The sequence below is a fragment of the Nitriliruptor alkaliphilus DSM 45188 genome, from assembly GCF_000969705.1.
GTDB classification, from domain to species: Bacteria; Actinomycetota; Nitriliruptoria; order Nitriliruptorales; family Nitriliruptoraceae; genus Nitriliruptor; species Nitriliruptor alkaliphilus.
In genome coordinates, this window is sequence record NZ_KQ033901.1 from 3,794,625 (window position 1) to 3,820,942 (window position 26,318).

The 26,318-nt window shown below is 72.2% G+C and carries 26 protein-coding genes and 1 tRNA gene; 4 read left to right on the forward strand and 23 right to left on the reverse strand.

The genetic code is table 11. The annotated features are described in order from the left end of the window. Positions 1-1,326 carry an L-lysine 6-transaminase gene (gene lat, locus NITAL_RS17565; protein ID WP_211262482.1) on the reverse strand — a complete coding sequence of 442 codons (1,326 nt, stop codon included), beginning with the start codon at positions 1,324-1,326 and terminating at the stop codon, positions 1-3. Positions 1,327-1,584: 258 nt separating this feature from the next. Here lat and NITAL_RS17570 point away from each other — a divergent pair, with 258 nt between their 5' ends. After that, entirely contained in the window at positions 1,585-2,562 is a 978-nt protein-coding gene (locus NITAL_RS17570; RefSeq protein ID WP_052667488.1) for a PfkB family carbohydrate kinase, read from the forward strand. Positions 2,563-2,589: 27 nt separating this feature from the next. Here NITAL_RS17570 and serC read toward each other — a convergent pair whose 3' ends face one another. Next, a complete protein-coding gene (gene serC / locus NITAL_RS17575) occupies positions 2,590-3,708 on the reverse strand; it encodes a phosphoserine transaminase (protein ID WP_052667489.1) in 1,119 nt (372 codons plus the stop codon). A gap of 199 nt (positions 3,709-3,907) precedes the next feature. Between serC and NITAL_RS17580 the strand changes: the two genes are divergently transcribed. Continuing rightward, positions 3,908-5,071, forward strand: a complete 1,164-nt coding sequence (locus NITAL_RS17580) for an aminotransferase class I/II-fold pyridoxal phosphate-dependent enzyme (RefSeq protein ID WP_052669770.1) — start codon at positions 3,908-3,910, stop codon at positions 5,069-5,071. A 9-nt stretch (positions 5,072-5,080) separates the two neighbouring features. Here NITAL_RS17580 and NITAL_RS17585 read toward each other — a convergent pair whose 3' ends face one another. From NITAL_RS17585 to aat, 8 genes are all read right to left on the reverse strand, one after another. Beyond that, positions 5,081-6,358, reverse strand: a complete 1,278-nt coding sequence (locus tag NITAL_RS17585; protein ID WP_211262484.1) for an ABC transporter permease — start codon at positions 6,356-6,358, stop codon at positions 5,081-5,083. Beyond that, positions 6,355-7,668: an ABC transporter permease gene (locus NITAL_RS17590; RefSeq protein WP_083441713.1), complete on the reverse strand. Its 1,314-nt coding sequence runs from the start codon at positions 7,666-7,668 to the stop codon at positions 6,355-6,357. Before NITAL_RS17590 ends, NITAL_RS17585 begins: the two co-directional genes overlap by 4 nt. After that, positions 7,665-9,200 (reverse strand): ABC transporter ATP-binding protein, encoded by a 1,536-nt coding sequence (locus tag NITAL_RS17595; RefSeq protein ID WP_052667491.1) that lies wholly within the window; start codon positions 9,198-9,200, stop codon positions 7,665-7,667. The genes NITAL_RS17590 and NITAL_RS17595 overlap by 4 nt, the downstream gene beginning before the upstream one ends. Positions 9,201-9,356: 156 nt before the next feature. Further along, the gene (locus NITAL_RS17600) at positions 9,357-10,481 is read right to left on the reverse strand and encodes a BMP family lipoprotein (protein ID WP_052667492.1); all 1,125 of its coding nucleotides are present in this window, start codon (positions 10,479-10,481) and stop codon (positions 9,357-9,359) included. 184 nt (positions 10,482-10,665) lie between these two features. Continuing rightward, a complete protein-coding gene (locus NITAL_RS17605; RefSeq protein ID WP_052667493.1) occupies positions 10,666-11,172 on the reverse strand; it encodes a hypothetical protein in 507 nt (168 codons plus the stop codon). A 61-nt stretch (positions 11,173-11,233) separates the two neighbouring features. After that, entirely contained in the window at positions 11,234-12,112 is an 879-nt protein-coding gene (locus NITAL_RS17610) for a hypothetical protein (RefSeq protein ID WP_157041922.1), read from the reverse strand. 221 nt (positions 12,113-12,333) lie between these two features. Further along, positions 12,334-13,659 carry an adenosylhomocysteinase gene (gene ahcY, locus NITAL_RS17615; protein WP_342674234.1) on the reverse strand — a complete coding sequence of 442 codons (1,326 nt, stop codon included), beginning with the start codon at positions 13,657-13,659 and terminating at the stop codon, positions 12,334-12,336. A 131-nt stretch (positions 13,660-13,790) separates the two neighbouring features. Then, entirely contained in the window at positions 13,791-14,648 is an 858-nt protein-coding gene (gene aat / locus NITAL_RS17620; RefSeq protein ID WP_211262486.1) for a leucyl/phenylalanyl-tRNA--protein transferase, read from the reverse strand. A gap of 132 nt (positions 14,649-14,780) precedes the next feature. On the opposite strand from aat, the gene NITAL_RS17625 reads away from it, so the two are divergent. Together NITAL_RS17625 and murJ are read left to right on the forward strand one after the other, a co-directional pair. Beyond that, a complete protein-coding gene (locus NITAL_RS17625) occupies positions 14,781-15,692 on the forward strand; it encodes a 5'-3' exonuclease (RefSeq protein ID WP_052667495.1) in 912 nt (303 codons plus the stop codon). Further along, the gene (gene murJ, locus NITAL_RS17630) at positions 15,689-17,398 is read left to right on the forward strand and encodes a murein biosynthesis integral membrane protein MurJ (protein WP_052667496.1); all 1,710 of its coding nucleotides are present in this window, start codon (positions 15,689-15,691) and stop codon (positions 17,396-17,398) included. The genes NITAL_RS17625 and murJ overlap by 4 nt, the downstream gene beginning before the upstream one ends. 37 nt (positions 17,399-17,435) lie before the next feature. On the opposite strand, the gene NITAL_RS17635 is transcribed toward murJ, so the two are convergent. From NITAL_RS17635 to lnt, 13 genes are all read right to left on the reverse strand, one after another. Continuing rightward, positions 17,436-18,425 (reverse strand): LLM class flavin-dependent oxidoreductase, encoded by a 990-nt coding sequence (locus tag NITAL_RS17635; protein WP_052667497.1) that lies wholly within the window; start codon positions 18,423-18,425, stop codon positions 17,436-17,438. Positions 18,426-18,464: 39 nt separating this feature from the next. Beyond that, positions 18,465-19,010, reverse strand: a complete 546-nt coding sequence (locus NITAL_RS17640; protein ID WP_083441714.1) for a DUF2017 family protein — start codon at positions 19,008-19,010, stop codon at positions 18,465-18,467. Beyond that, the gene (gene clpS, locus NITAL_RS17645; RefSeq protein ID WP_052667499.1) at positions 19,007-19,318 is read right to left on the reverse strand and encodes an ATP-dependent Clp protease adapter ClpS; all 312 of its coding nucleotides are present in this window, start codon (positions 19,316-19,318) and stop codon (positions 19,007-19,009) included. Before clpS ends, NITAL_RS17640 begins: the two co-directional genes overlap by 4 nt. Before the next feature lie 176 nt (positions 19,319-19,494). Further along, positions 19,495-19,800, reverse strand: a complete 306-nt coding sequence (locus NITAL_RS17650; RefSeq protein WP_052667500.1) for a cold-shock protein — start codon at positions 19,798-19,800, stop codon at positions 19,495-19,497. A 222-nt stretch (positions 19,801-20,022) separates the two neighbouring features. Further along, complete coding sequence (locus NITAL_RS17655; protein WP_052667501.1) at positions 20,023-20,313, reverse strand: hypothetical protein; 291 nt, start codon at positions 20,311-20,313, stop codon at positions 20,023-20,025. 1 nt (position 20,314) lies between these two features. Then, positions 20,315-20,644, reverse strand: coding sequence for a hypothetical protein (locus NITAL_RS17660; protein WP_052667502.1), 330 nt, complete (start codon positions 20,642-20,644; stop codon positions 20,315-20,317). A gap of 1 nt (position 20,645) precedes the next feature. Then, positions 20,646-21,080 carry an SRPBCC family protein gene (locus NITAL_RS17665; RefSeq protein ID WP_052667503.1) on the reverse strand — a complete coding sequence of 145 codons (435 nt, stop codon included), beginning with the start codon at positions 21,078-21,080 and terminating at the stop codon, positions 20,646-20,648. Positions 21,081-21,149: 69 nt separating this feature from the next. Continuing rightward, positions 21,150-22,253, reverse strand: coding sequence for a RecB family exonuclease (locus NITAL_RS17670; protein WP_157041923.1), 1,104 nt, complete (start codon positions 22,251-22,253; stop codon positions 21,150-21,152). A gap of 69 nt (positions 22,254-22,322) precedes the next feature. Beyond that, positions 22,323-23,141, reverse strand: coding sequence for an inositol monophosphatase family protein (locus NITAL_RS17675; protein WP_211262487.1), 819 nt, complete (start codon positions 23,139-23,141; stop codon positions 22,323-22,325). Continuing rightward, complete coding sequence (locus NITAL_RS17680) at positions 23,138-23,605, reverse strand: hypothetical protein (RefSeq protein WP_052667505.1); 468 nt, start codon at positions 23,603-23,605, stop codon at positions 23,138-23,140. Before NITAL_RS17680 ends, NITAL_RS17675 begins: the two co-directional genes overlap by 4 nt. A gap of 191 nt (positions 23,606-23,796) precedes the next feature. Continuing rightward, positions 23,797-23,872 (reverse strand) — tRNA-Glu (locus NITAL_RS17685). Between the two features lie 32 nt (positions 23,873-23,904). Next, on the reverse strand, positions 23,905-24,690 hold the full coding sequence (locus tag NITAL_RS17690) for a polyprenol monophosphomannose synthase (protein WP_052667506.1): 786 nt from the start codon (positions 24,688-24,690) through the stop codon (positions 23,905-23,907). Beyond that, positions 24,687-26,294, reverse strand: coding sequence for an apolipoprotein N-acyltransferase (gene lnt / locus NITAL_RS17695; RefSeq protein WP_052667507.1), 1,608 nt, complete (start codon positions 26,292-26,294; stop codon positions 24,687-24,689). Before lnt ends, NITAL_RS17690 begins: the two co-directional genes overlap by 4 nt. Between the last annotated feature and the right edge of the window lie 24 nt (positions 26,295-26,318).

Genomic DNA, 26,318 nt, shown 5'->3' on the forward strand with positions numbered 1-26,318 from the left:
TCAGCGGGTGGTGACGGCCACGACGGCGCGCTCGAGCGCGTCGACGGCCTCGTCGAGTTCGTCGGTGGTCACCGTCAACGGTGGGCGGAAGCGCACCGCGGCGTCGCCGCAGGGCAGCAGCATGACGCGCTCGACGGCGAACAGGTGGGCGATGACCGCGTCGCGGGTCGCCGCGTCGGGCAGGTCGACCGCGGCGAACAGGCCGCGTCCGCGGGGCTGGGTGACCGCCGCGTGCTGCGCTGCCAGGCCCTCCAGGCGGCCGAGGAGGTGGTGGCCGAGCCGGCCCGCGGCGGGGATCAATCCGTCACGCTCGATGGTCTCGAGCACGACGGTGGCGCGGACGAGGTCGACCAGTCCCCCACCGAAGGTCGAGTTGATGCGGCTCGAAACCTTCCAGACGTGGGTCTCGATCTCGTCCAGTCGACCGCCGCCCATCACGCCGCACACGTGGGTCTTCTTGCCGAAGGCGACCAGATCGGGCGTGAGGCCGAGCTGCTGGAAGGCCCACGGGGTGCCCGTCATGCCGACGCCGGTCTGGACCTCGTCGCACACCAAGAGGGCGTCGTGGTCGTGGGTGAGGGCCTGGAGTTCGGTGAGGAAGCGTTCCGAGAGGTGGTTGTCGCCGCCCTCGCCCTGGATGGGTTCGACGATGGTGCACGCCACGTCGTGCGGGGTCGCGGCGAAGGCGTCGCGCGCCGCGGCCAGCGCGGCGTCCTCGGCCGCGCGGGTGGCCTCCGGTTCGGCCGGGAAGCGCAGCGCGGGCGTGGGGATCCGTGGCCAGTCGAAGGTGGGGAACCGGGCGGTCTTGACCGGGTCGGTGTTGGTGAGGCTGAGGGTGTAGCCGCTGCGTCCGTGGAAGGCGCCCGTCAGGTGCAGCACACGCGTCCCGAGGGCCGGGTCGCGACCGGCCTGCTCGTTGTGGCGTGATTTCCAGTCGAAGGCGGCCTTCAGCGCGTTCTCGACCGCCAACGCGCCGCCCTCGATCAGGAACAGGTAGGGCAACTGCGGGACCCCGAGGACCCGCTCGAACGTGGCGACGAACCGGGCCAGTTCAGGGGTGTAGACGTCGGAGTTCGACGGCTTGTGCGTCGCGGCACGGCCGAGCGCCGCCTGGACCTCCGGGGCGGTCAGCGCCTGGTGGTTCATGCCGAGCGCGTTGGAGGCGAAGAAGGTGAAGGCGTCGAGGTAGCTCGTGCCGTCCCGAGCATCGACGAGGCGTCGTCCCTGCGAGCGATCGAGGTCCAAGACGAGGTCGTAGCCGTCGACGAGCAGGTGGGGGCGCAGCCCCGCGACCACCTCGCCCGGGTCCACCACAGCATCCGTCACCGGCGTCACCACCACCTCGCTCCCTCAGCTCCCGGTCGGCCACCCACGCCGGGTGGCGACCGTGCGTGAACCTAGGCACCGGTCCCCCACGCTGGTCGGTGAGCGCTCGGGCTGACCGATAGGCGCACGACCTCCGACCGTGCCGCGGGACCGTCGCCGACGACTACCCTGCGCGCCGTGAGCGAGCCACGACCGGGCTCGCCCCGAGACGTCTCCCGGCCCACGCTGCGGCCACCCCCGAGCTCACGCGAGGCCACCGTGCGGATCGCCGTCACCGGCTCCATCGCCACCGACTATCTGATGACCTTCCCCGGACGGTTCGTCGAGCAGCTCGTGGCCGACCAGCTCGACCGGGTCAGCCTGTCGTTCCTCGTCGACGAGCTCGAGGTCCGTCGCGGTGGGGTCGCCGCGAACATCAGCTTCGGGCTCGGCCAGCTCGGCCAGACCCCGATCCTGGTCGGGGCCGTCGGGCAGGACTTCGACGGCGACTACCGCGCGTGGCTCAAGCGCCACGGGGTCGACACGTCGGCGGTGCACGTCTCCGAGCTCAAGCACACCGCCCGGTTCCTGTGCACCACCGACCTCGACCAGAACCAGATGTCGTCGTTCTACACCGGCGCGATGGAGGAGGCGCGGTTCATCGAGCTGGCGCCCATCGCCGACCGCGTCGGCGCCCTCGACCTCGTCGTGGTGTCACCGAACGACCCCGACGCGATGCTGCGCCACACCCTCGAGTGCCGCCAGCTCGAGCTGCCCTTCATGGCCGACCCGGGCCAGCAGCTGGCGCGGATGGAGGGCCCGCAGGTGCGCAAGCTCGTCGACGGGGCGAGCTACCTGATCACCAACGACTACGAGAAGGCGCTGCTCGAGAGCAAGACGGGCTGGAGCTCGGACGAGGTGCTGGCCCGCGTCGGGGTCCGGGTCACCACCCTCGGGCCGAAGGGGTGCTTCATCGAGACCGCCGCCGGGCCGGTGTGCGAGGTCCCCGCGGCCCCCGAGCAGCGACGCGAGGACCCGACGGGCGTCGGTGACGCCTTCCGCGCCGGCTTCCTCGCCGGTCTCGCCTGGAAGCTGCCGCTCGAACGTTCGGCGCAGGTCGGCTCGATGGTCGCCACCTACGTCCTCGAGCACGTCGGCACCCAGGAGTACGAGTTCGACACCGACGAGTTCCTGACCCGGCTCGGCAGGGTCTACGGCGCCGACGCCGCCGACGACGTCCGTCCCCACATCGCCTGACGCCACCCGGGGGCGGCTCGCCGACGGTCAGGCGAGCCGCTCGACCACCCAGTCGACGCTGGCGGTGTAGGCCTGGAGATCGGCGGCGTCGACCGCCGGGAACATGCCGATGCGCAGCTGGTTGCGGCCGAGCTTGCGGTAGGCGTCGGTGTCGAGCACGCCGTTGGCCCGCAGCACGGCGTTCACGTCGTCGGCCGGGACGCTGTCGTCGAGGTCGATGGTGGCCACCACCAGCGATCGTGCGGCGTCCTCGGTGACGAACGGCGACGCCCACGCCCGGTCGTTCGCCCACCCGTAGACGTGGGCGGCCTTCTCGCGCTGCGCCGCCACCACGCCGTCGAGGCCACCGAAGGTGGCACGCATCCAGTCGACCTGCTCGGCCGCGAGGAACACCGTCGAGACGCTCGGGGTGTTGTAGGTCTGGTGCTGACGGGCGTTGCTCAGCGCCGTCGACAGATCGAGGAACGTCGGCACGTACCGATCCGACGCGGCGATCGCCTCGATGCGCTGCACCGCCGCCGGGGAGACCAGCGCGACCGTCAGCCCACCCTCCGACGCGAAGCCCTTCTGCAGCGAGAAGTAGTAGACGTCGGTCTGGGTGAGGTCCACGGGCAGCCCCCCGGCACCCGAGGTCGCGTCGACGAGGACCAGGGCGTCGTCGGTGCGCACCGGATCCTGCATGACACCGGTCGACGTCTCGTTGTGGGTGAACGCCTGGACGTCGACGTCGGCGGGCGCGGCCGACGCCGTGGGCCTGGTCCCAGGCTCGGCCGAGACGACGTCCGGGTCGGACAACCACGGGGCGGCGGCCGTCGCCTTGGCGAACTTCGAGGAGAACTCGCCGAAGCTGTAGTGCCGCGAGCGCTGCTCGACCAGGCCGAACGCTGCGGCGTCCCAGAACGCCGTGGCGCCGCCGAGCGTCACCAGGACCTCGTAGCCCTCGGGCAGGCCGAACAGCCCGGACAGGCCCTCCTGCAGCCGCTGGACCTGCCCCTTGACGGCGGGCTTGCGGTGCGAGGTGCCGAGCAGGTCGCTGGCCACCTCGGCCAGGCGCTCCACCGCCTCGGGCCGGATCTTGGAGGGGCCGCAACCGAAGCGACCGTCGGCCGGCAGCAGATCGTCGGGGATGGTGAGGTCGGGGGCCATCGAGGGATGCTCCGTCGGCGGGATCGGGTGGACGCGGCTGCGCCCAGGCCGGGAGTCAACCGCCCGGCCGCCGTCACGACAACGTGGGTGGTGACAACGTGGCGCAGGGTCACGAGGCCGGAGCGCGCCTCGGTAGGCTCGGACGTCGTCCCCGAGCTCCCGGAGCCTGCCCGTGTCTGTCGCCCGACGCATCGCCGAGATGGAAGCGTCCCCGACGCTCGCCGTCGACGCCAAGGCCAAGGCGCTCAAGGCCGCCGGCGAACCCGTCATCGGCTTCGGTGCGGGTGAGCCCGACTTCCCGACGCCGGCCAACATCGTCGAGGCCGCGCAGCGTGCTGCCGCCGACCCGGCCACCCACCGCTACTCCCCCGCCGCCGGGTTGCCGGCGCTGCGTGAGGCGATCGCGGCCAAGACCCTCCGCGACACCGGCTTCGAGGTCGCCCCGGACCAGGTCACGGTCACCAACGGTGGCAAGCACGCCCTCTACAACGTCTTCCAGGCGCTGGTCGACCCCGGTGACGAGGTGCTCATCCCCGCGCCGTACTGGGTCAGCTACCCGGCCCAGGTCCTGCTGGCCGACGGGGTGCCCGTCGCGGTGCCGACCACCAAGGAGACGGGCTTTCGGACCTCGGTCGAGCAGCTCGAGGAGCACCGCACGGACCGCACCAAGATCCTGGTGTTCGTCTCGCCATCGAACCCGACCGGTGCGGTCTACCCGGCCGACGAGGTCGCGGCCATCGGCGCCTGGGCCGCCGAGCACGGCATCTGGGTGATCACCGACGAGATCTACGAGCACCTCATCTACGGCGACGCGACCATGACCTCGCTGCCGGTGATCGCACCGCAAGCGGCGCCGCGCACCATCGTGGTCAACGGGGTCGCCAAGACCTACGCCATGACCGGGTGGCGGGTCGGGTGGTCGATCTGCCCGCTCGAGATCGCCAAGGGCATCAACAAGCTGCAGTCGCAGATCACCTCGAACGTGGCCAACGTGGCGCAGTTCGCTGCCCTCGAGGCGCTCGGTGGCTCGCAGGACGCCGTTGCCGAGATGCGCGCCGCCTTCGACCGACGTCGCAAGCTCGCCGTCGCGGAGCTGTCGGCCATCGACGGCGTGGACGTGGTCGAGCCGGAGGGTGCCTTCTACGTCTTCCCCTCGTTCGAGGGCGTCCTCGGGCGCGAGATCGCGGGCCGCACGGTCTCGTCCACGCTCGAGCTCGCCGAGGTGCTGCTCGAGCAGGTCAACGTGGCGCTGGTGCCCGGCGAGGCGTTCGGGGCACCCGGCTACGCGCGCCTGTCGTACGCCCTCGGGGACGACGACCTGGCCGAGGGCATCGCGCGCATCGCGGGCTTCCTCGGCGGCTGACCGGGGTGGTCACTGCTTGACGTACGGCTGTCCGTCCGCTGCAGGCGGGCGCAGGCGGCCGATGAGGCCAGCCACGACCAGGATCGTCACCAGGTACGGCGCGGTCAGGAGCAGCTCGGACGGCACCGGGACCCGCAGCAGCTGCAGCGAGGTCGCGATCTGGTCCGAGAACCCGAAGATGAGCGCCGCACCGAAGGCCCCCACGGGGCTGTACCGGCCGACGAGCATGGCGGCCAGGGCGATGAAGCCGCGACCACCCGACATGTCCTTGGAGAACGACCCGACGGCGTCGAGGGTGAAGTAGGCCCCGCCGATCCCGGCGAACACGCCGCCGAGCAACACGGCCTTGTACCGGGTGGCCAGGACCTTGATGCCGACGGTGTCGGCGGCCTTCGGGTGCTCGCCCACGGCCCGGAGCCTGAGGCCCCAGCGGGTCGAGAACAGCGCGTAGTGGAGGACGATGACCGACGCGAACATCCCGAACACCAGGATGGTCTGACGGAACAGGACCGGACCGATCAGCGGGATCTCGCTGAGCAGCGGGATGGAGATCGTCGGGAACCGCACCGGGGTGTTGAGCGCCTGGTTGGGCACCATGATCTGGGTCGTCAGGAACGAGGTCACGCCCGTGGCGAACACGATCAGGACCACGCCCACCACGATCTGGTCGGCCTTGAAGCGGATCGACAGCCCGGCGAGCATGAGCGCGACGAGGGCGCCCGCGAAGATGCCACCGGCGAGGCCGACCCACGGGTTGCTGGCCAGCGACGAGAACAGCGCGGCGGTGAACGCCGCGGCGAGGAACTGGCCCTCGATGGCGATGTTGATCACGCCGGCGCGTTCGCACAGGACCCCGGCGAGGGCGCCGAGGGCGATCGGCGTCGCGCGGGCGACCGAGCCGCGCAGCAGGGCGACCAGCGACAGCTGCCCGTCGGCGGTGGCCCAGGTCAGGAAGGCGATGGTGAACAGGCCGGCGACGATGCCGACCGCCAGGACCGTCCGGCTCCCGAAGCCCGTGGTCATCTGCCGGTAGGCGATGGCGAGGACGACGCCCGTGAGCAGGAGGATGGTCGGTACGACCGGGAGGTTCAGGTCCGGGACCATGAACAGCTGGCCGCGGCGGTCGTTGAGGACGAACGTCGCCGAGTCGCCACGTGCCGTCGCGGTCAGGACCGCGCCCATGACCGCGGCGATGAAGATCGAGAACACCCCGAAACGGCGGTTGCGTCGCCGTAGCGCGGCGTCCGCCAGGGTCACCGTGGTGGTCGGTTCGATCGTGGTGCTCACGAGCCCCACCCCTTCGCGACCTGACCGGCGGCCAGGTCCTCGGCCTTGATGCGGAAGATCGCGCGGACCAGCCCTGGCGCGGCGATGAAGACGATGATGAGCGCCTGGATCACCAGGACCAGATCGAGCGAGGTGCCGGTCTGGCCCTGCATGAAGCGGCCACCGGCCTTCAGCCCGCCGAACAGCAACCCGGCTGCCACGGTCCCGCCGATCCGGCCTCGTCCGAGGAGGGCGACGGTGATGCCCTCGAAGCCGAGCCCGGCCGAGAACCCGATGGTCAGGCGGTGCTGCAGACCGAGGATGGTCGCCGCGCCGGCCGCACCGGCGAGCGCACCACCGGTGGCCATCGCCCGGATGACGGTGGTGTTCGGGTTCATGCCAGCCGTGGTCGCTGCGTGGGCGTTCATCCCGACCGCGTTCAGCTCGAACCCTCGGGTCGAGCGCTCGACCAGCCAGAAGACCGCGAGCGCCAGCGCCAGCGCCATCAGCAGTGAGGTGTTGACGCGCAGGTCGTCGAAGAACCGCGGGAACTGCGCGCTGGCCTCGACGGGCTTGGAGATCGGGTCGGTCCGGTCCGGACGGCGGAACAGGGTCGTCGACACCAGGTAGGCGGCCACGAGTCGCCCGATGTTGTTGAGCATGATGGTCGTGATGACCTCGTGCGCGCCGGTGCGCGCCTTCAGGAGGCCAGGCAGCCACCCGTACGCGGCACCAGCGGCGATGCCCGCAGCGGCCGCGAACGGCAGGTGCACCACCATCGGCAGACCGGTGACCGAGAACCCGACGAAGCCGGCCGCGAGGCCGCCGGCGATCAGCTGGCCCTCGGCACCGATGTTGAACAGACCGGCGCGGAGCGGCACCGCGACGGCCAGGCCGGTCAGGATCAACGGGGTCGCCGAGACGAGCGTCTCCGACAGCTGCGAGCGACCGCCGAGCGAGCCACGCAGGAGCGCCGCGTACGCCTCGCTGACGGCCGTCCAGGCGGCCGCGAAGGTGTCACCGGGCCGGCTCGTGAAGTAGCCGAGCGCGTCACGGACCGGTTCCTCTGTGGCGGCGATGATCAGCCCGCCGATGACCATCGCCGAGAGGAAGGCGAGGATGGTCACCACGACGCTGGTGCCGGTGAAGGTGGCGATCAGCCGCTCGGTGAACGTCGCGTCGAGGGCGAGGTGGACCGTGTCAGCCTCACGTTCCTTCGCGGCCTCGATCTCCTCGGCGGCGATCTGCTCGTCGTCGAGCAGGACCGGCGCGTCGGCCTCGATGCCGTCCGGGTCCGGAGGCGTGCCGCCTCCGGTGGGTTGGTCGCTCATCGGTCGTCGGCTCCGGTCTGGAGGACCTCATCAGGATCGGCGCCGGCCATGAGGCGGCCGACGGCTTCCTTGCTGACGGGCATGGCGAAGGGGCCGACGAGGCGGCCGTGGAACATGACCGCGACGCGGTCGGCGAGGGCCAGCACCTCGTCGAGTTCCGAGGAGACCAGCAGCACCGCGGTCCCCTCGTCGCGTTTGGCGACGAGCTGACGGTGGATGTACTCGATGGAGCCGACGTCCACGCCGCGGGTCGGCTGGGCGGCGACCAGCAGATCGATGGGACGGTCGAACTCGCGCGCCACCACGACCTTCTGCTGGTTGCCGCCGGACAGGGTCCCCGCCGGTGTGGACACCGAGGGGGTGCGGATGTCGTAGGCGTCCACCAGCCGTCTGGCGTGCTCGCTGATGACGGGGAACTGGAGGGTCTGACGCTTGGCGAAGGGCGCGAGGTCCCACAGGTCGAGGATCAGGTTCTGCGCGACGCTGAGCTCGCCGACGAGCCCGTCGCGACCGCGGTCCTCGGGCACGTGCCCGACGCCGGTGCGCAGCACCTCCTTGCGGGTGAGGCCCGCCAGGACCGTGCCGGCGACGCTGATGTCACCCGAGGCGACCGGTTCGAGCCCCGTCACGGCCCGCACGAGCGGCGTCTGACCGTTGCCCTCGACGCCGGCGATCGCGACGATCTCGCCGCGACGGACCTCGAGGTCGACCTCGTCGACCACCGACTTGCCGTCGGCGTTCTCCACGGACAGCCCGCGGACCTGCAGGATGGTCTCCCCCGGCTGCGCGCTCGCCTTGTCGACCCGCAGCTCCACCGGCCGGCCGACCATCAGGTTGGCGAGGTCCTGCTCGCTGGCGGTGTTGGGGTCGGCCGTGCCGACGATCCTGCCCCGGCGCAGCACGCTGACCCGGTCGGCGATGGCCCGGTGCTCGCGCAGCTTGTGGGAGATGAACACCACCGAGCGGCCCTCGGCGGTGAAGCCCCGGATCGCCTCGAACAGGTCATCGGCCTCCTGCGGCGTGAGCACGGCCGTCGGCTCGTCCAGGATCAGCAGCCGGGCGTCGCGGTAGAGGGCCTTGAGGATCTCGACGCGCTGCTGGACCCCGACCGACAGGTCCTCGACCATCGCGTCCGGGTCCACGGGCAACCCGCTGCGCTCCGCGAGCTCGCGGACCTCGTCGGCGGCCCGCGCGCGGTCCAGCTTGCCGAGGCGGCCGGTCTGCTCGACGCCGAGCACGATGTTCTCGGCGACGGTGAAGACCGGGATGAGCATGAAGTGCTGGTGCACCATGCCGATGCCGGCAGCGATGGCATCGCCGGGGTCGCGCAGCTGGCGGACCTCGCCGTCGATGACGATCTCACCCTCGTCGGCGGTGTACAGGCCGTACAGGACGTTCATCAGGGTCGACTTGCCGGCCCCGTTCTCGCCGAGCAGGCCGTGGACCTCGCCCGCGCGGACGATCAGGTCGACGTGGTCGTTGGCGATCACGCCCGGGAACCGCTTGGTGATGCCCTTCAACTCGAGCTGCACGGACGGCCCTTCCTCGACGGCTCCCGGCGCGGCGCGACGCTAGCCCGGTGTGCCGGGCCAGGGACAGGGAAGGGTGCCCGGATCCCCGGGCACCCTGTCCCTACCTGGCTGATGCGCGGTCCGGCCCCGGGTGCGGGGCCGGACCGAACCGCTCGATCAGTAGTCGGCGGGGTCGACCGAGATCTCGCCGGCGATGATGCCCTGACGCAGCTCCTCGACGGCGTCCTTGATCTCCTGCGGGACGTCCCCGTCGAAGTCGTGGAACGGAGCGATGCCCACGCCGTCGTTCTCAAGGGTGCCGACCGCGAGGCCGCCCTCGAACGCGTCGTTGACGGCCGCCTCGACCGCGTCGTAGACCGCGACGTCCATGTTCTTCATCACGGAGGTCATGATCAGCGAGCCGAACTGCGAGACCGACTCGTAGCCATCGGTGTCGACCCAGATCATCGCGCCGTCGCCGAAGTCCTCGAGCGCCGCGGCGGTGCCGAGGCCGACCGGACCGGCGACCGGCATGATGATGTCCGCACCGGCCTGCAGCAGCGAGTCGGTCACGTTGCGACCGTCGTCCTGGGACTCGAAGTTGCCGGTGAACAGCCCGTCGGCGCCGTCCCAGCCCTCGACCTGGACGTCCGTGCCGTGCTCGTCGTTGTAGTACGACGCGCCGGCGAGGTAACCGTCCATGAACACGGTGACCGGCGGGATCGGGATGCCGCCGTAGGTGCCGATGGTCCCGGTCTCGGTCATGCCGGCCGCGACGTACCCGGCGAGGAAGGCCGCCTCCTCGGTGGCGAAGACCATCTCACGCAGGTTGTCGTAGTCGTCCTCGTACGCGAAGTCGACGATCGCGAAGTTCTGGTCGGGGTTGGCCTGAGCGGCGGCCTCGGTGGCCTCGCCGAGGAGGAACCCGACCGTGACGATGATGTCGCAGCCCTGGTCGACGAACTGCTGGATGTTGGGCTCGAAGTCGGCCTCGGAGGTCGACTCGAGCACCGAGATCTCGATGCCGAGCTCGGACTCGGCGCGCTGCATACCGGCCCAGGCGGTCTCGTTGAAGGAGCGGTCGTCGACGCCACCCTGGTCGGTCACGAGGCAACCGCGGAAGTCCACGTCCTCCGGTGCGGCCGTGCCGTCGTCGTCACCGTCGTCATCGTCGACGTCGACCTCACCGGCGTCGTCCTCGGTCGCGGGGTCCGGGGTGTCGTCGTCGGGAGCCTCGCCACAGGCGCTCAGCGCCAGGGTGCCGGCCAGCGCGAGCGCTACCGCGCGGGTCATCTTCCTCATCGCGTGATCCTTCGATCTACGTCGCCGCCGGTCGCGGGGCAGCCAGGCGGGAGTGGTCCGGGAGGGCAACGCCAAGTGGAGGCGGTGGCCCGATGGCCGGGATGCTACTACGCAGGTCGTAGCCCTCGTCAGAGTCCGACGGCTTGTGCGTTGTGCGTCCGTGGGCACCGGTGGAACGGTCAGGTCACAGCAGGAAGCGGATCTCACCGTCCGATGCGTCGACCACGGCGCGCGCTGCTGCGTGCAGTTGGCCGTGCAGCTCGCGGAAGCGGGTGACGGTCGGGTCCTCCTCATCACCCTCGGGAACGGGCGAGGAGGTCGGATCGCTGTCCGCGTCCCCCTCGAGGAGCCCGGCGAGCTCGGCGTCCCAGTCCGCGGCCGCGGCGGCGCGCTGCAGGTGCATCGTCGGGGCTTGGATCAGGGCGCGGTCGAGGTCCTGCACGATGGTCACCACGACGTCGGTCGAGGTCCGCACGCCGGGCTGGGCGAGCAGCCGCAGCGCCTGCAGCTTGCGCATCGCGAGCGCCGCGATCGCCACCGGGTCGGCCAGCTGCGCGACCGCCGAGTCGATCCCGGTCAGGTCGAGCGTGACCGCGTCGGGGACGTCGAACCAGGTCCGCAACTGGGCGAACAGTTCCTCGGTCACGTCGTGCAGCGCGAGCAGCTCGGAGGGCTTGGGGATGGTGTCCACGCGACCGCCTCGGGGTCTGGTGCCAGGACCGCGAGCCTACGCGGCGCACCCTCCCCCACGGTCAGTCGCGGACGCGGACGTCCTGCTCCTCGGCCAGCCCCGGGCAGTCGGCCCGTTCCCCCGACGGGTCCAGGAGGCCGAGCACGGCCGCGGGATCGGTGATGTCGACGTTCTCGAGCCCCTCGACGGGTGTGGTCGTGGTGGCCTCGAGGTAGGTCTGACGGTCGATGCAGGTGACGGTCATCGACCGGGCGCGAGCTTCCACGCCGGGGGCGCTGGTCTCGAAGCGCTCGACCGGCACCATCACCTGCGTCGTACGGACGGCCAGCAGCTGGGCGATCAGCGGACGGATGTCCTGGTCGAAGGCTTCGGCCGCGGCGGCGCGGCCGTCGAAGCGCTCCTGGGCCCCGGGGTCGGCCTCACCGAGCGCACGGAGGGCGACGTAGCCGGCCAGCTGACGCTGGCTCGCGCCGAGCACGATGCGCAGGCCCGCTTCGGCCCGGCCGGCGAGCTCGTCGGCGTCGGTGGCGATGCTGGCGCTGTCGCTCGCGTCGATCGGGAAGGCGAGGTCGGCGGCCTCCCAGACGGCGAGCTGCTCGTAGGCCTGCTGCAGGTCGAGCCAGCCGCGCGCGACGTCCGCGACGGCGTCCGCGACCTCGGTGCCGGCGTCATCGGCGTCGACGAACAGCGACAGCAGGTCGCGTTCCAGGGTGCCGAGCGTGGCGGCCGCACCGGTGACGTCACCTTCGAACGACCCCCAGGAGGCGTCCGGGTCCAGGTCGACCGAGCTGGGTGCCAGCTCGGACGGCAGCTGCGGCTCGAGCGCGTCGAGCCGGGCGAGGAGGGCGGCGTCGCCCGTGCCCTCCGGCGGCGCGTCGTCCTGCTGGGCGGTGGCCACGGTGGCACCGAGAGCGGCGACCACGATGCTGACGGCGGCCACGAGACCGACCGACCTCCGACGACTGAACACGAGCGACCTCCAGGTGGGACCGCACCCCGGGTGTGGGGTGGCGGCGCGGGTCCACAGGGAGCATCGGCACGTGACGGCAGGAACCTGAGCCCCAGGGTGGCGGCGCGCACACGCGCCGCCACGACCCGGGGGTCCCCTCGTGCTCGGGGGGCTGGATCAGGAGCGGGTCCCCTCGTGCTCGGGGGGCCTCATCAGTAGCGGTACGTGTCGTCCTTGTAGGGGCCGTCCACGTCGACGCCGAGGTAGGTGGCCTGGGCCTCGGTCAGGACGGTGAGGTTCGCGCCGATCTTCTCCAGGTGGAGACGGGCGACCTCCTCGTCGAGGTGCTTGGGCAGCACGTAGACCTCCTCCTTGTAGTCCTCGTGGTGCAGCCACAGCTCGAGCTGGGCGAGGACCTGGTTGGTGAAGGAGGTCGACATCACGAACGAGCTGTGCCCGGTGGCGCAACCGAGGTTCACCAGGCGCCCCTCGGCGAGCAGGATGACCTTGTTGCCGTTCGGCAGGTGGACGAGGTCGACCTGCGGCTTGATGTTGGTCCACTCGTACTCGCGCAGCGCCGCGGTCTCGATCTCGGTGTCGAAGTGACCGATGTTGCACAGGATCGCGTGGTCCTTCATCTGGTGGACCAGCTCGCGGGTGACCACACCCATGTTGCCCGTGGCGGTCACGATGATGTCGGCCTGGGGTGCGGCCTCCTCCATCGTGACGACCCGGTAGCCCTCCATGGCGGCCTGGAGGGCGTTGATCGGGTCGATCTCGGTGACCATGACGGTGGCCCCCATCCCCCGCAGGGCCTGGACGCAGCCCTTGCCGACGTCGCCGTACCCGGCCACGACGGCGACCTTGCCGGCGATCATCACGTCCGTGGCGCGCTTGAGGCCGTCGATCAACGATTCGCGGCACCCGTAGAGGTTGTCGAACTTCGACTTGGTGACCGAGTCGTTGACGTTGATGGCCGGCATCCGCAGGGTCCCCTGCTTCTGCCAGGTGCGCAGCTGCTTGATCCCGGTGGTGGTCTCCTCGGACACACCGAGGATCTCGCCGATCAGCTCGGGGTGCTTGTCGTGCACGACCGCGGTCAGGTCACCGCCGTCGTCGAGCAGCAGGTTCGGTCCCTTCCCGCCGGGCCACGTGAGGGTCTGCTCGACCGTCCACCAGTACTCCTCCTCGGTCTCGCCCTTCCAGGCGAACACCGGGGTCCCGGCCGCGGCGACGGCGGCCGCCGCCTCGTCCTGGGTGGAGAAGATGTTGCACGACGACCAGCGGACCTCGGCACCGAGGGACTGGAGGGTCTCGATCAGCACGGCGGTCTGGACCGTCATGTGGAGGCAGCCGGCGATCCGAGCGCCCTCGAGGGGACGCTGCCCCTCGTAGCGTTCCCGGAGGGCCATCAACCCGGGCATCTCGACCTCGGCGAGGCCGATCTCCTTGCGCCCCCACTCGGCCAGCGAGATGTCGGCGATCTCGTAGTCCTGGTCGGGGTAGCGGCGGGTGATCGCTTCCGGGATGGTGGGCACCGGGGCATCGCTCGGGATGGCGGGCACAGGGGTGTCGCTCACGGGGTCTCGACCTTCGTTCGGTACCCGCGGTCGGGGCCACGTCGGGCCGGCGGACCGGGGCGAGCGAGGGAGGGCTGGACTCAGCCGCCTCAGGGCCCAGGGTAACGGTGCTCGGCGGAGGTGGACCGGACCCCGTCCGTGCTTCGGTCCCCGAGGTCCACCAGACGGGTCACCGGGCGTCGTCCCCGCGCCAGCCGCACGTCGAGCTGTCGCGCCCCGGTGAGGAGCGCGAGGAAGTCGTGTCGGGGCAGGTCGCGGGCGCCGAGGCTGCGCAGGTGGGGGGTGGTCAGCTGGACGTCCACGAGGCGCCCCCCCGCGGCGTGGAAGCGCGCGACGAGGTCGATCAGCGCCACCTTCGACGCATCGGTCGAGCGGTGGAACATGGATTCACCGGTGAAGACGCCACCGACCTGGACCCCGTAGATGCCGCCGATGAGCCGGTCCCCCTCCCACACCTCGAGGCTGTGGGCCCACCCGAGATCGTGCAGGCGTCCGTAGGCACGCGCCATGGCCGAGGTGATCCAGCTGCCCTGTCCGTCGCCGCGGTCCTCGGCGCAGCCGCTGACCACGGCGCGGAAGGCGGCGTCGACCGTGGTGGTCCACCCGCAGGCACGCATCCGCCGCCGGAGCGACCGCGAGACGCGCAGGTCGCCGGCCTCGAGCACGCCGCGCGGGTCGGGCGAGAACCACGGCAGCGGGACGCCCGGGTGCGGCCAGGGGAACATGCCCCGCTGGTAGGCGTCCACCAGCGTTCCCGGTGCCAGGTCGGCGCCGACACCGACGACGCCGTCCTCGTCGGCGTGCTCGGGGTCGGGCAGCAGCCAGGCGGACGCCGGGACGGGTTCGGGTCGGCGGGCGAGCCCGGACCCGTCATCGGTCGGGTCGACGCGACGGAAGCGGGCCAGGCGGCGGCCGGCCCCTGGCTCGCGCTCGTCGTGCTGCACCACGTCGCCTCCGGTCGGCCGGCTCCGACCACGGGAGCCACCGTACCGACGGGGTCCGACGTCGGGGGGCGGAGGGCGTGCTCTCGAGCGCTGTGCCCCGCTAGCGTCCGGGCGCGACGAGTCGAGGGGTTCCGCGTGCGCTTGCACCTGCTGGACGGTACCTACGAGCTGTTCCGTGCCCACTTCAGCAAGCGGCCGCCCCGCACCGCCCCGGACGGACGTGACGTGAAGGCGACGGTCGGGGTCGTGTCCTCGCTGCTGCGCCTCCTGGCCGACGAGGACGAGGGGGTCACCCACCTCGCCGTGGCGTTCGACAACCCCATCGAGTCGTGGCGCAACGAGCGTTTCCCGGCCTACAAGGACAGCAGCGGGGTCGACCCGGCGCTGCTGGCCCAGTTCGACGACGTGGAGCGTGCCGTCGCCGCCCTCGGCGTCGTGGTGTGGTCGATGGACCGCCACGAGGCCGACGACGCCATGGCCACCGCGGCGGTCCGCTGGGGCGGCGACGGCGCGGACGGGGTGGAGCAGACCGGTGGCGGCCTGGTCGATCAGATCCGCATCCTGACCCCCGACAAGGACCTCGGCCAGGTCGTACGGGGTGAGCGCATCGTCCAGGTCGACCGGCTGCGGGAGAAGCTCTACGACGAGGCCGGCGTGGTGGCACGCCTCGGTGTGCCACCATGCTCGGTGCCCGACTACCTCGCCCTCGTCGGTGACACGGCCGACGGCATCCCGGGCCTGCCGGGGTTCGGTGCCAAGGGAGCTGCGGCCATCCTGACCCGCTACGGCCACCTCGAGGCGATCCCCGACCTGGCGCTCGACTGGGACGTCCAGGTGCGCGGCGCGACGCGCCTGGCCGCCACGCTCGCCGAACGGCGGGACGACGCCCTGCTCTACCGCGAGCTGGCCCGTCTCGACCTCGACGTGCCCCTCGCCGAGCGCCTCGACGACCTGGCGTGGGGCGGCGTGCCGCGCGACCGGTTCCTCGCCTGGTGCGACGAGGTCGGCAGCGACGGTCTGCGTGACCGTCCGCACCGCTTCGCGTGAGCACCGCTCCCCCGCCCGACGGCGTCGACGCCGGTGATCCCCACCCGCAGGTGGAGGACGACCTGCGTCGCTCGTCGTTCCTGGTCGGGGCCGGCATCCTGCTCTCGCGCATCTCGGGGCTGATCCGCGAGGTGGTCACCGCGGCGTTCCTGGCCACGGGCGTGGGTGCCGAGGCCTTCAAGGCGGCGCTCCGCATCCCGAACCTGCTGCAGAACCTGCTCGGCGAGGGGGTGCTGTCGGCCTCCTTCGTGCCGGCCTACAGCAAGCTGCTGGCCGAGGGACGACGCGAGGAGGCCGGCCGACTGGCCGGGGCGATCGCCGGGCTGCTGCTGGTGCTCACCAGTGGGCTCGTCCTGGTGGGTGTGGTGTTCGCCGAGCCGATCACCCGGCTGCTGACCCCCGGGTTCGTGCCCGGGACCGACCGCTTCGACCTGACCGTCATGCTGGTACGGATCATCACCCCCGGGGTCGGGTTCCTGGTCCTGTCCGCGTGGTGCCTCGGCGTCCTCAACTCCCACCGCCGGTTCTTCCTGTCCTACGTCGCACCGGTCCTGTGGAACGTGGCGATCATCGGCGTGCTCGCCGGCGCGGCGCTGGTCTCCACCGACCAGGCGCGCCTCGCCACGGCGATGGCCGTGGGCGCGGCAGTCGGCTCGGTCCTGCAGTTCGCCGTCCAGCTGCCGAGCGTGATCGGGCTGACCCGGGGCTTGGCGCTGTCGACCTCGTTCGCGGTCCCGGGCGTGCCCGAGGTGGTGCGTCGGTTCGGCCAGGTGGTGGCGGGTCGCGGCGGGGTGCAGCTGGCGAGCTACGTCGATCTCGCGGTCGCGTCGCTGCTGGCCTTCGGCGCGTTCTCCGCGCTCACCTACGCGCAGGTGCTCTACCTGCTGCCGATCTCGTTGTTCGGGATGAGCGTGGCAGCTGCCGAGCTTCCCACGCTGTCCACGATGGACCGCCGCGACCGGCCACGGATCGTGGCGCGGCTCGACGAGGGCCTCGGACGGGTGGCGTTCTTCGTCGTCCCGTCCTCGATCGCGTTCCTGCTCGCCGGTGACCTCATCGCCGCCACCGTGTTCCAGTGGCGAGCCTTCTCGCCCGAAGCATCGGTGCAGGTCGGGATCATCCTGGCCGTGTACGCCCTCGGGATGCTGGCCAGCACCTCGTCGCGTCTGCTGCAGTCGGCCCTCTACGGCGCCGGGGACACGCGTACCCCCGCGATCTACGCCGTCATGCGGGTGGTCCTGTCGCTGATCGTCGGCGTGTCCATCATGTTCCCGCTCGACGCGTTCGGGGTGACCGCCGAGGGGGTGCGCCTGATCGGCGACCTGACCTGGTCGATCGCGCCCGAGGGCCTGCGCGAGGGCCCCGACAGCTTCTTCCGGCTCGGTGCGACCGGCCTGGCGTTCGGCGCCGCGGTCGGCGCCTGGTTCGAGCTGCTGCTCCTGCGCATCCGGGTCGGGATCGTGTTCGGCCGACCTCGGCTGGCCGGTCCCCACGCGCGCGCCATCGCCAAGGCTGCGGTCGCCGGGGTCGTGGGGGCCGGTGTGGCCCGCGTCGTGGTCGGCGCGACGGGCGTCGGCTCGCGGCTCGGCGGGATCATCGCCGTGCTCGTCATCGGCGGTGCCTACCTGCTCGCCGCCCGCGTCCTCGGGGTGCCGGAGGCCGCCGAGCTGACCGGCCGGGTCGAACGACGGTTGCGACGGCGTTGACGGCCCCGCTCGTGGACGCTGCCCGCACTGCCAGCCCTCACCCGAGCGCGCGGACCACCTGGTGCACCGAGGCGGCAGCGTCGCCACCGGCGACCACCACCCGTGCCACGAGGTGGTCGAGCCCCGCGTCCCGGTAGGCCGCGAGCGCGTCGGCCGGGTCGTCCTGCGGCGTGCCGGCCCACCCGAGCTGCGACAGGGCACGTTCGCCGAGGGCCTCGGCCTTGCCCGCCGCGTCCGCGCCGGCCTTGTGTGCCGCCTTGACGCGCTCGACCGCGTCACCGAACCCCTGCCGTTCGAAGTGCGCCGCGTAGGCGGGCAGCGCCGCGTAGGTCGCGATCTCGCCCGCGAGCGCGGTCAGGGCCGTGTCGTGGTCGTCGGCCACCGCGACCCGCACGTAGGTCGCGACCTCGACACCGGCCGGGTCACGTCCGGCGTCGGCGGCGGCCGACCGCACCCGCTGGCCCGCACGGGCGACCTCCTCGGCGCTGGACCAGTTCAGCAGGACGCCGTCCGCGTCGGTGCCGGCGAGCTCGAGCATCCGCGGCCCCATGGCGGCCAGGAGCCTCGTGGTCGGCGGCGGCTGGGGCGAGATCCGGAGGCGGAACCGCGAGGATCGCATCACCTGACCGTCGACGTCGGAGGGCTCCCCCGCCTCGAGCTGGCGCAGGATCGTCAGCGCCTCGCGGGCGGCGGTGCGGGGCGCCCGCACGTCGGCGCCGTGCCACGGCCCCATCGTGGCGGGGTGCGACACACCGAGGCCGAGGATGAACCTGCCCCCCGTTGCCTCCTGGAGGGTGGCGCAGGCCATCGCCAGCTGGGCCGGTGAACGGGTCCACAGCGGCACCACCCCCACCCCCACCTCCAAGGTGGCGGTCGCCGCCGCCCACGCCTGGCACAGCAGGAGCGCGTCGCGGCCGGACGCCTCGTTGGTCCACAGGGAACGGAAGCCGGCCCCCTCCACGTCGACCGCCAGCTGCTGCTGCACCGCGACCGGTAGGTCCTCGGAGATCCCGATGCCGACGTCCACGCGTGCCCTCTCATCCGGTGCTCGGCGACGCCGACGACCCTACGCGTCGCGAGGGTCGTCGGGCACCTCGACGTCCAGGTCGTGGATCCGGACCGCCGGCGGGTCCACGATGGCCAGCAGCAACTCCTGCCACAGCCCGAGGTGGTCCATGACCGCCAGCCGGTACCCGAGCGCCGAGTCCGGGTCGACGTCGTCGCGGTCCAGGTCCTCGATCGCGATCCGGGCGCCGATGGCCAGGCGCAGGTCGTTGAGGACGCCGAGGACCAGCAAGGTGTCGTCGGGGGTCAGCTCGACGCGGAGCAGCGAGCCCTTCCGGGTCGCACCGTCGAGCAGACCGCCGAGCGCCGTCAGGCCCGCCCGTTTGACCCCGGCCAGGTCGTCGTGGATGAGGCCGCGAAGCTCGGCATCGGCCTCGTCGTCGCCGACGACGGTGGCGGGGAACAGCCGCTGCACGGCCGCGTCACGGGGGTCGCGGCCCTCCAGCACGTCGGCCAGCGAGGTGACCAGGGTGCGCACCAGGTCGACCTCGAACTCGTCGAGGGTCCAGCGCACGTGGTCGCCGTGGCGGCGGAAGGGGCGGGTCAGGAGGCGCGCTCCATGGTGGCCTGCAGGCCGTAGCCGTGCAGCTCCTGAACGTAGCGTTCCGCCTGCTCACGGGGTTCGGAGGCGACCAGGGAACGCCCGTTGTTGTGGACCTCGAGCATCAGCTTGCGGGCCACCGGTTCGGGGAACCCGAACACCCGTCGCAGGACGAAGACCACGTAGGACATGAGGTTGACCGGATCGTCCCAGACGACCACGTCCCACGGGGCGTCGGGCAGCACACGTTCGGTGGTCTCGGGTTCGCGTTCGCGGACCGGTGCCGAGCTCGGTCCTGCAGCTCGTGGGTTCACGGTTCCGGCTCCGGGGCGGTGACGCGGTGCGTCGGCGGGGTCCCGCGGGTGTGGCGCGTTCGGCCCACCACGGTAGCGGTCCGCGGTGACGGGGACGAGGGACGCCGCATGCGGCGGGGCCGGACGTGCATCGACCCGCCACCTGGGCGGGTCGACACGGGCTCGGTTGCCGTCGCTCAGCGCCGGCGGCGACGTGCGGCGCGACGTTGACGCTCGCGCTCCTCGAGCTCGTCCCACATGGGCGGCTCGGCCATGGTGCGACCGACGGGGTTGTCGGCCGGGGCGGCCTTGGTCACGGTGACGTCGGTCGCGGCGCGCTTGCGGCCCTCACCGTCGGCGAGCTCGTACTCGACCTCGTCCCCCGAACGGAGCGAGCCGCCCTGGACCTGGTCGCCAGCGACGTAGACCTCGTCGCCATCGGCGGTGGTGAGGAAGCCGAAGTTGCGCTCCGCGTGGAAGACCTTGACGCGTCCGGTGGGCATGGGGCTCTCGAGCTCTCTGTCGGGGAAGACGGGCGGGGAAGGCGGAAGGTGCTGGGGACGTCGCGGTCCCGCGGGTGGTGCGAGCGGTACCGGCGGGCGCGTGACAGCGCCGCGCGGGCACGCGGACGGCGAAGCGTAGCGGAGGGGGCCCCTTGCCGTGCACGCCACGACCTCCCGGTGTGCGCACGCCGGCACACCTCGCCACGCGAACGAGCCCGCCGGTCAGGCGTTGGCCGCGGCCCAGGCGCGGGCCGCGTCCTCGACCTCCTCGAACGCCCCGTCGGCGAGGGCGACCACCGGACTGCGTTCGTCGAGCCGTCGTTGCGGTGAGGTCAGCCAGCGTCCGGCCGCCTGGTCCTCGACCCAGCCCTGCAGGACCCGCAGGACGTCGAGCGCGACGTCGAGCGGGTCACGGTCCAGATCGTCCGGCGCGTCACGCAGCACCGCCACGGCGTCCTCGCCGACGATGGCGATCAGCTCGGCCTCGTCGTCGAGAGGATCGTCGCGGTACACCTCACGCCCCCCGCTGCAGGGCGGCGTGGGTCGACTCGGCATCGGCGACGAACGCCTCCGCGGCCGCGAGGCGTTCGGGCAGGCGCGCGCGTTCGTCGGCGATGACCCGCAGACGCGCATCGATCGCCTCGTCGAGCGCCGCATCGGTGTGCCGCAGCGCTCGCAGCAGCCGCCGATCGATCCGTGCAGCGATGGCGGCACCCTCGGTCCGGACGCGGTGCAGACGCCGTTCCTCGTCGTGCAGCACCTCGCCGTAGCGGGTCAGCGCGACGACCTCGTCGCGGGCCCGCAGGAGGGTGAAGTAGGCGGCTTCGACCTCGTTGCGCGCCACGTCAGCCTCGTGACTCCGCGCGCCGTTGGAGCCCCTCGAGCCCCTGCTCGAGGATCTGCTTGGCGGCACGCTTCTTGAGGAAGCCGGGCAGCGGGATGTCGACGTCGGCCTCGAGGTCGTAGCGGACGCCGGTGGTGTCGCCGTCCGGCGTCAGCGCGTACCGACCGTCGAGCTGCGAGATGGTCTCACCCTCGATCAGGGTCCAGCTCACCTCGTCGTCCCCGTAGCGGTACTCGAGGGTGTAGCGAACCTCGGCGATCTTCGCGTCCACGCGGAAGCGGGCCGTGGCAGGCCGTCCCTGGTCGTCGCGCGACAGCGTCTCGGCCTCGAGGATGCCTTCGGCCCAGTCCGGGTACGCGTCGAGGTCGGTGATGACGTCCAGTACCGTCGCGACGGGCGCGGCGATGACCGTGGACTCGCTGACCTTCTCCCCCACGGGCTGCCTCCTCGAACGTGCGGTCCGCACGGTGCCGGTGACGCCGTCCGGCCGACGACGGCCGCGATGCTAGCCGTGGACCGCCGACGTCGGATCGGCCGGTCCGGCGGCGGCGGGCGCGGCCTCGTCCTCACCGTTGGCGTCGGCCTCGCGGTCCGCGAGCTCGGCGGCGATGCGGGTCACCCCGGCCTCGAGGTCCCGGAGGGCCTGCACGTCGCGGGCCACGCTCCGGCGCTTCTCGCGCAGCTCGGCGACCGCAGGTCCGAGCGCCTCGAACCCACCGCCGGTCTCCCAGGCGGGGCACAGCGAGCGGAAGTCGCACCAGTCGCACAGGCGGTTCGGACGCGGCTCGTAGGCGTCCTCACGGACCGCGGCGGCGGTGTCGAGCACGGCCTGTCGAGCGGCGTCGAGGTCGAGTTCGTCGAGCTCGGCGACGACCTCGACGCCGGCGACCACGAAGTCCAGGCTGACGGTGGCCGGCAACGCGCCGTACAGGTGGCGGCAGGCCAGCGCGTACAGCGACAGCTGGAGCGAACCGGCCACCCGTGCGCGGTCCTTGACCTTGCGGTTGGTCTTGTAGTCGATGACGTGGAACCGGCCGTCGTCGTCGACGTCCACCCGGTCGATCGAGCCCACCACGGTGGCCTCGTACCCGATGGGGAGCTCGAACCACGCCTCGGTGGCCACGGGCAGGCGGTAGCGGTCGGCGACCCGCCGGTGGTAGCGGCGCAGCACCTCCTGGGCGTGCCGGTAGAAGGCGACCTGCTCGTCGCGAGGCAGGTCGGCGAACCCCGAGTGCTCCCAGCCGTCGTAGAGGAACTGCAGCAGCTCCTCCTCCGACGGGCAGGCGGGCAGCTTGCGGTCGTAGAACGCCTCGAGCGCGTTGTGGATCGAGCTGCCGAACGACAGGTGGGGCCCCGGTCGACCCGGCAGCTTGTCGACGTAGGCGTAGCGGAACTTGCGGGGGCAGTTGGCGTAGGTCTCGATGCGCGAGAACGACAGCCGGACCCGGCCCTGGGCGTCGATCAGCGGCGGGTGGGCGGGCTCGAGTTCGCCGTAGGTGCCCGGCGGCGCTGCGTCGAGGTCCAGCAGCCGCAGGGCAGCGGCGTCAGCGCCATCCGCCGGGGGCAGGGCGGAGGGCTCGGGCGGGGTCGCGGCGGGGTCGGTGGCCATCACCCACGACGGTACCGCCGGGTGCGACACGGCCGGTGGAGGCCACGTCCCCGGCTGTGCACGGTCGGCTCAGCCGCGCGACGCCGCCACGATGGCGAGGACCTCGTCGTGCAGCGGGCCGTTGGTGGACAGGGCGCTGCCGCCGTCCGCGGTGGCACGCCCTTCGAGGTCGGTGAACCGCCCACCGGCGGCCTCGACGATCACCTTGACCGCCGCGAGGTCCCACAGGTTGACCTCGGCTTCCAGGGCGATCTCGCACGACCCGGACGCCACGAGGCAGTGCTGCCAGAAGTCACCGAACCCGCGCTGTCGCCGGGTGCGCGCCGTGAGCTCGGTCACGGCCGGTCCGATCCGCTCCTCGGCGAAGTACCCGAGCCCCCCGAAGGAGACCTGCGCCTGGGCGAGGTCGTCGACGGTGGTGACCCGGATCTCGCGCCCGTCCTGGTGCGCCGGTCCGCCGCGGACGCCGTCCCAACGGCTGCCGAGCGCCGGCGCCGACACGACCCCGACGACCTCCTCACCGTCGACCTGGAGGGCGATGAGGGTGGCCCACACGGGGTTGCCGGTCACGAAGTTGGTCGTGCCGTCGATCGGGTCGACGATCCACCGGGGCGCGCCGTCGTCCCCCTCGAGCCCATCCTCCTCACCGAGGAAGGCGTGGCCCGGGAACCGGGCCCGGACCGCGGACCGGATGGCCCGCTCGGCGTCCCGGTCGAAGGCGGTCACCGCCGTGCCGTCGGCCTTGTGGTCCACGTCCGCGGCACCACGCACCCCCGGTGCGAACGCCTCCCGGAACCCGGGCAGCGTCACCGCGTCGGCCAGGTCCGCCAGCTCGTGCGCGAATCGGACCACACCGGTGAGCTGGTCGGGGGCGAGCCCCGCGGTCACCAGTCGAAGGTGAGGTCGTCGAAGCGCATGATGATGTCGTTGGGCTGCACGGTGAGGGTGACCTCCTCGCGCGGCACCCACAGCGGGATGCACGGGCCCTGCCCGGCGTGCCCCATCAGGCAGATGAGGATCTGGCCATCCTCGTTCAGACCGATGATCTGGCGGGCGTAGCTCAGCAGCTCGTGGAAGTCGGCGTGCCCGGCACGGCGCTTCTGGTAGGCGCTCGCCCACCGCGACTCGGAGCGGCCGTAGTTGGCGATCACCTGGCCGGGCAGCAGCTTGGTGATGCCGTTCAGCGACCGGACGGTCTTCAGGGCCTTGTCCTGCTTGGGGGCCTTGCCGACGCGCACGGCGGCGTCCGGGGTGGCGAGGCGGCCCGGCAGGTCGTCGAGCTCGAAGTTGCCAGCGGCCTGGGCGGCCTTCTGGCGCTCGACGGGGATCTGCAGCTCGATCTTGGTGGCCACGCGGGTACCTCGATGCACGTCGGGGGTTTGCGGGGGTCGCACGTGTTGCACGTAGCAGGCGGTCGGCTCGGCAGCAGGCTCGGGGCGGGCGCCGACGCGGGTGTGGGCACGCGGTCGGGCTCCGCCGTCGGCCGAGGCGCACGGTCGACCGAGGGTACCCGGCGGCGTCGGGTGCGTCCGGGGTGCGGCGGTGGTACCCCCGACCGGATTCGAACCGGCGTCACCACCTTGAAAGGGTGGGATCCTAGGCCGCTGGACGACGGGGGCTCGTGCGGCGCGAGCCGCAGGAAGCGCGCAGGCTAGCCGCCCGGCGCTCGAGGTCCGGCCGCGCCTGCCCGGACGGACGCCGGGTGGATCCCCGACTGACCGCGCCCCTCGCGTGCGGCCCACGCGGCGGTCCGCCACAGTGCCTCGGCGACCACCGCTCGGGACAGCTTGGATGCACCGGCACGGCGCTCGACGAAGACGATCGGGACCTCCGCGAGGTGGAAGCCCGCGCGCCACGCCCGGAAGGCGACCTCCAGCTGGAACGCGTAGCCGTCCGACCGCAGCTCCGCGACGTCGATCGCCTCGAGGACCGCACGGTGCACGACGCGGTAGCCGCTGGTCCCGTCGTGGACCGGCAACCCGGTGAGGCCGCGGGCGTAGAGGTTGCCGCCAGCCGACAGGAGCCGACGCCGCAGCGGCCAGCGCTCGACCCGACCACCGGGCACGTACCGGCTGCCGATCACCAGATCGGCCCGTGCCGACGCCGCCAGCAGCTCCGGCAGCGACGCCGGGTCGTGCGAGAGGTCGGCGTCCATCGCCACGAAACGGTCGTACCCACGCTCGAGCCCCCACCGGAAGCCGGTCCGGTAGGCCGACCCGAGGCCGGCCTTCCCCGCCCGGTGCAGCACGTGGCGGTGCGGATCACCGCTCGTCACGGCCTCGGCGAGCTGGCCGGTCCCGTCGGGTGAGGCGTCGTCGACCACGAGCACGTCGAGGTCCGTGGCCAGTGCGGTGAGCCCCGCGAGCACCGTCGGCAGGGTGTCGCGTTCGTCGTAGGTCGGCAGCACGACGAGCGTGCGGTCACCGGGCGGACTCACGCCTCGGTCCGGGCAGCTGGCACCGCTTCCGCGGTCTCCTCGGCCGCAGCCTCACGTCGACGGCGCAGCCACAGCACCCAGCCGATCGCCGCGATCATCAGCCAGCGCGTGCCCGTCCCGAGCAGGTCACCGGTCACCAGGAAGGGTGTCAGGCCCTCGACCACGGGCACGTCCTGGCGGATCGCGGCGCGGACGAACAGACCGGTGTCCTGCGAGGTGGTGCCGTCGGGCGCGACGAACGCCGACGAACCCGACAGGGCCGCGTGCACCACCCACCGGCCGGTCTCGACGGCCCGCAGCTGCGATTGCGCGAGGTGCTGGGCAGCCTCGCCGCTGATGCCGAACGACGCGTCGGTGGTCGCCGAGATCAGCAGCCCCGCGGGCTCGTCCCCCGCCAGGATGTTGTCCCGGGCGACGTCCCCGAAGAGGGTCTCGAAGCAGATCAGGACCGCGACCCCGAGCCCGTCGACCACGACCTGGTGGGGGGCGCCCGAAGGGATGATGTCCCGAGGGATCTGCTGGAGCGGCGGGAACCACCCGATCAGACCGCGCAGGGGCACGTACTCACCGAACGGGACCACGGCCCGCTTGTCGTAGCGGTCGACCACCTGCGCGTCCTGATCGACGAGCAGCTGGGTGCGGTAGAAGGCCTCGGCCGGTTCGGGACCGTCCAGGTTCATGCCGGCCAGCAGGTAGCGCGAGGTCGCCGCCGCTTCCTCCAGCAACGGCAGGAACCGGGCGCCACGGACGCTGTAGGGGTCGGTGTCGATCGACGCCTCCGGCCACACCGTCAGGTCGGGGGCCGGCCCGTCCCCGACCGCCGCGACGGTCTCGTCGCGCATCTGGGTGCTGATGGTGAACGAGGGGTCGTCGCCGCGGCTGATCCAGTGCTTGATGTCGTTGCCCTGGACCGAGAGCACGTCGAGCGAACCGACCTCGGGGGGCGGTTCGATGGTGATCATGACCGACAGCAGCAGCCCTCCGACCAGGAACCCCACGGGCACGTTGGTCGCGGTCAACGCCCGCTCGATGGGCGTGTCGCCGCGGTTCTTGGCCGCGGCGCGCGACGATCGGGCCACCTCGACGGCGGCGACCGAGATCAGGACGGTCAGGAGCGTCAGGCCGCGTCCACCGAGGACACGGGCGGCCGGCAGCATCCAGGACCCGTCGACGTGGGCGTAGGCGATCGCCCCCCACTCGAACCCGCCGAGCGGGAAGATCGACCGCCAGGCGTCCATCCCGACCCAGGCGAGCGCCGCCACGAGGGGCAGCAGCCGTGACGACAGCCACGGGCGTACCACGACGGCGAGGACCGCCACGAACAGCACCTGGGTGGTCACGAGCAGGAACCACGCCAGGTACCCGGCGGGCAACACGATCCAGCTCAGCATCGGACCGAAGCAGGCGGCACCGGCGAGCGCCCCGAGCCGCCCGGCCCGTCGCGGGTCGCGGTGCAGCGCCAGCACCAGCAGACCCGGGCTCAGCAGCGCGGTCCACCACAGCCCCACCGGTGGGTGCGCGATCAGGAGGGTCACCCCGGACGCGGCCGCGAGCACGGGGGCCACGGCTGCGGACCACGCGGGCACGTTCGGCAGGGGACCCACCTCAGCTGCTCCGGTCCGTGGAGC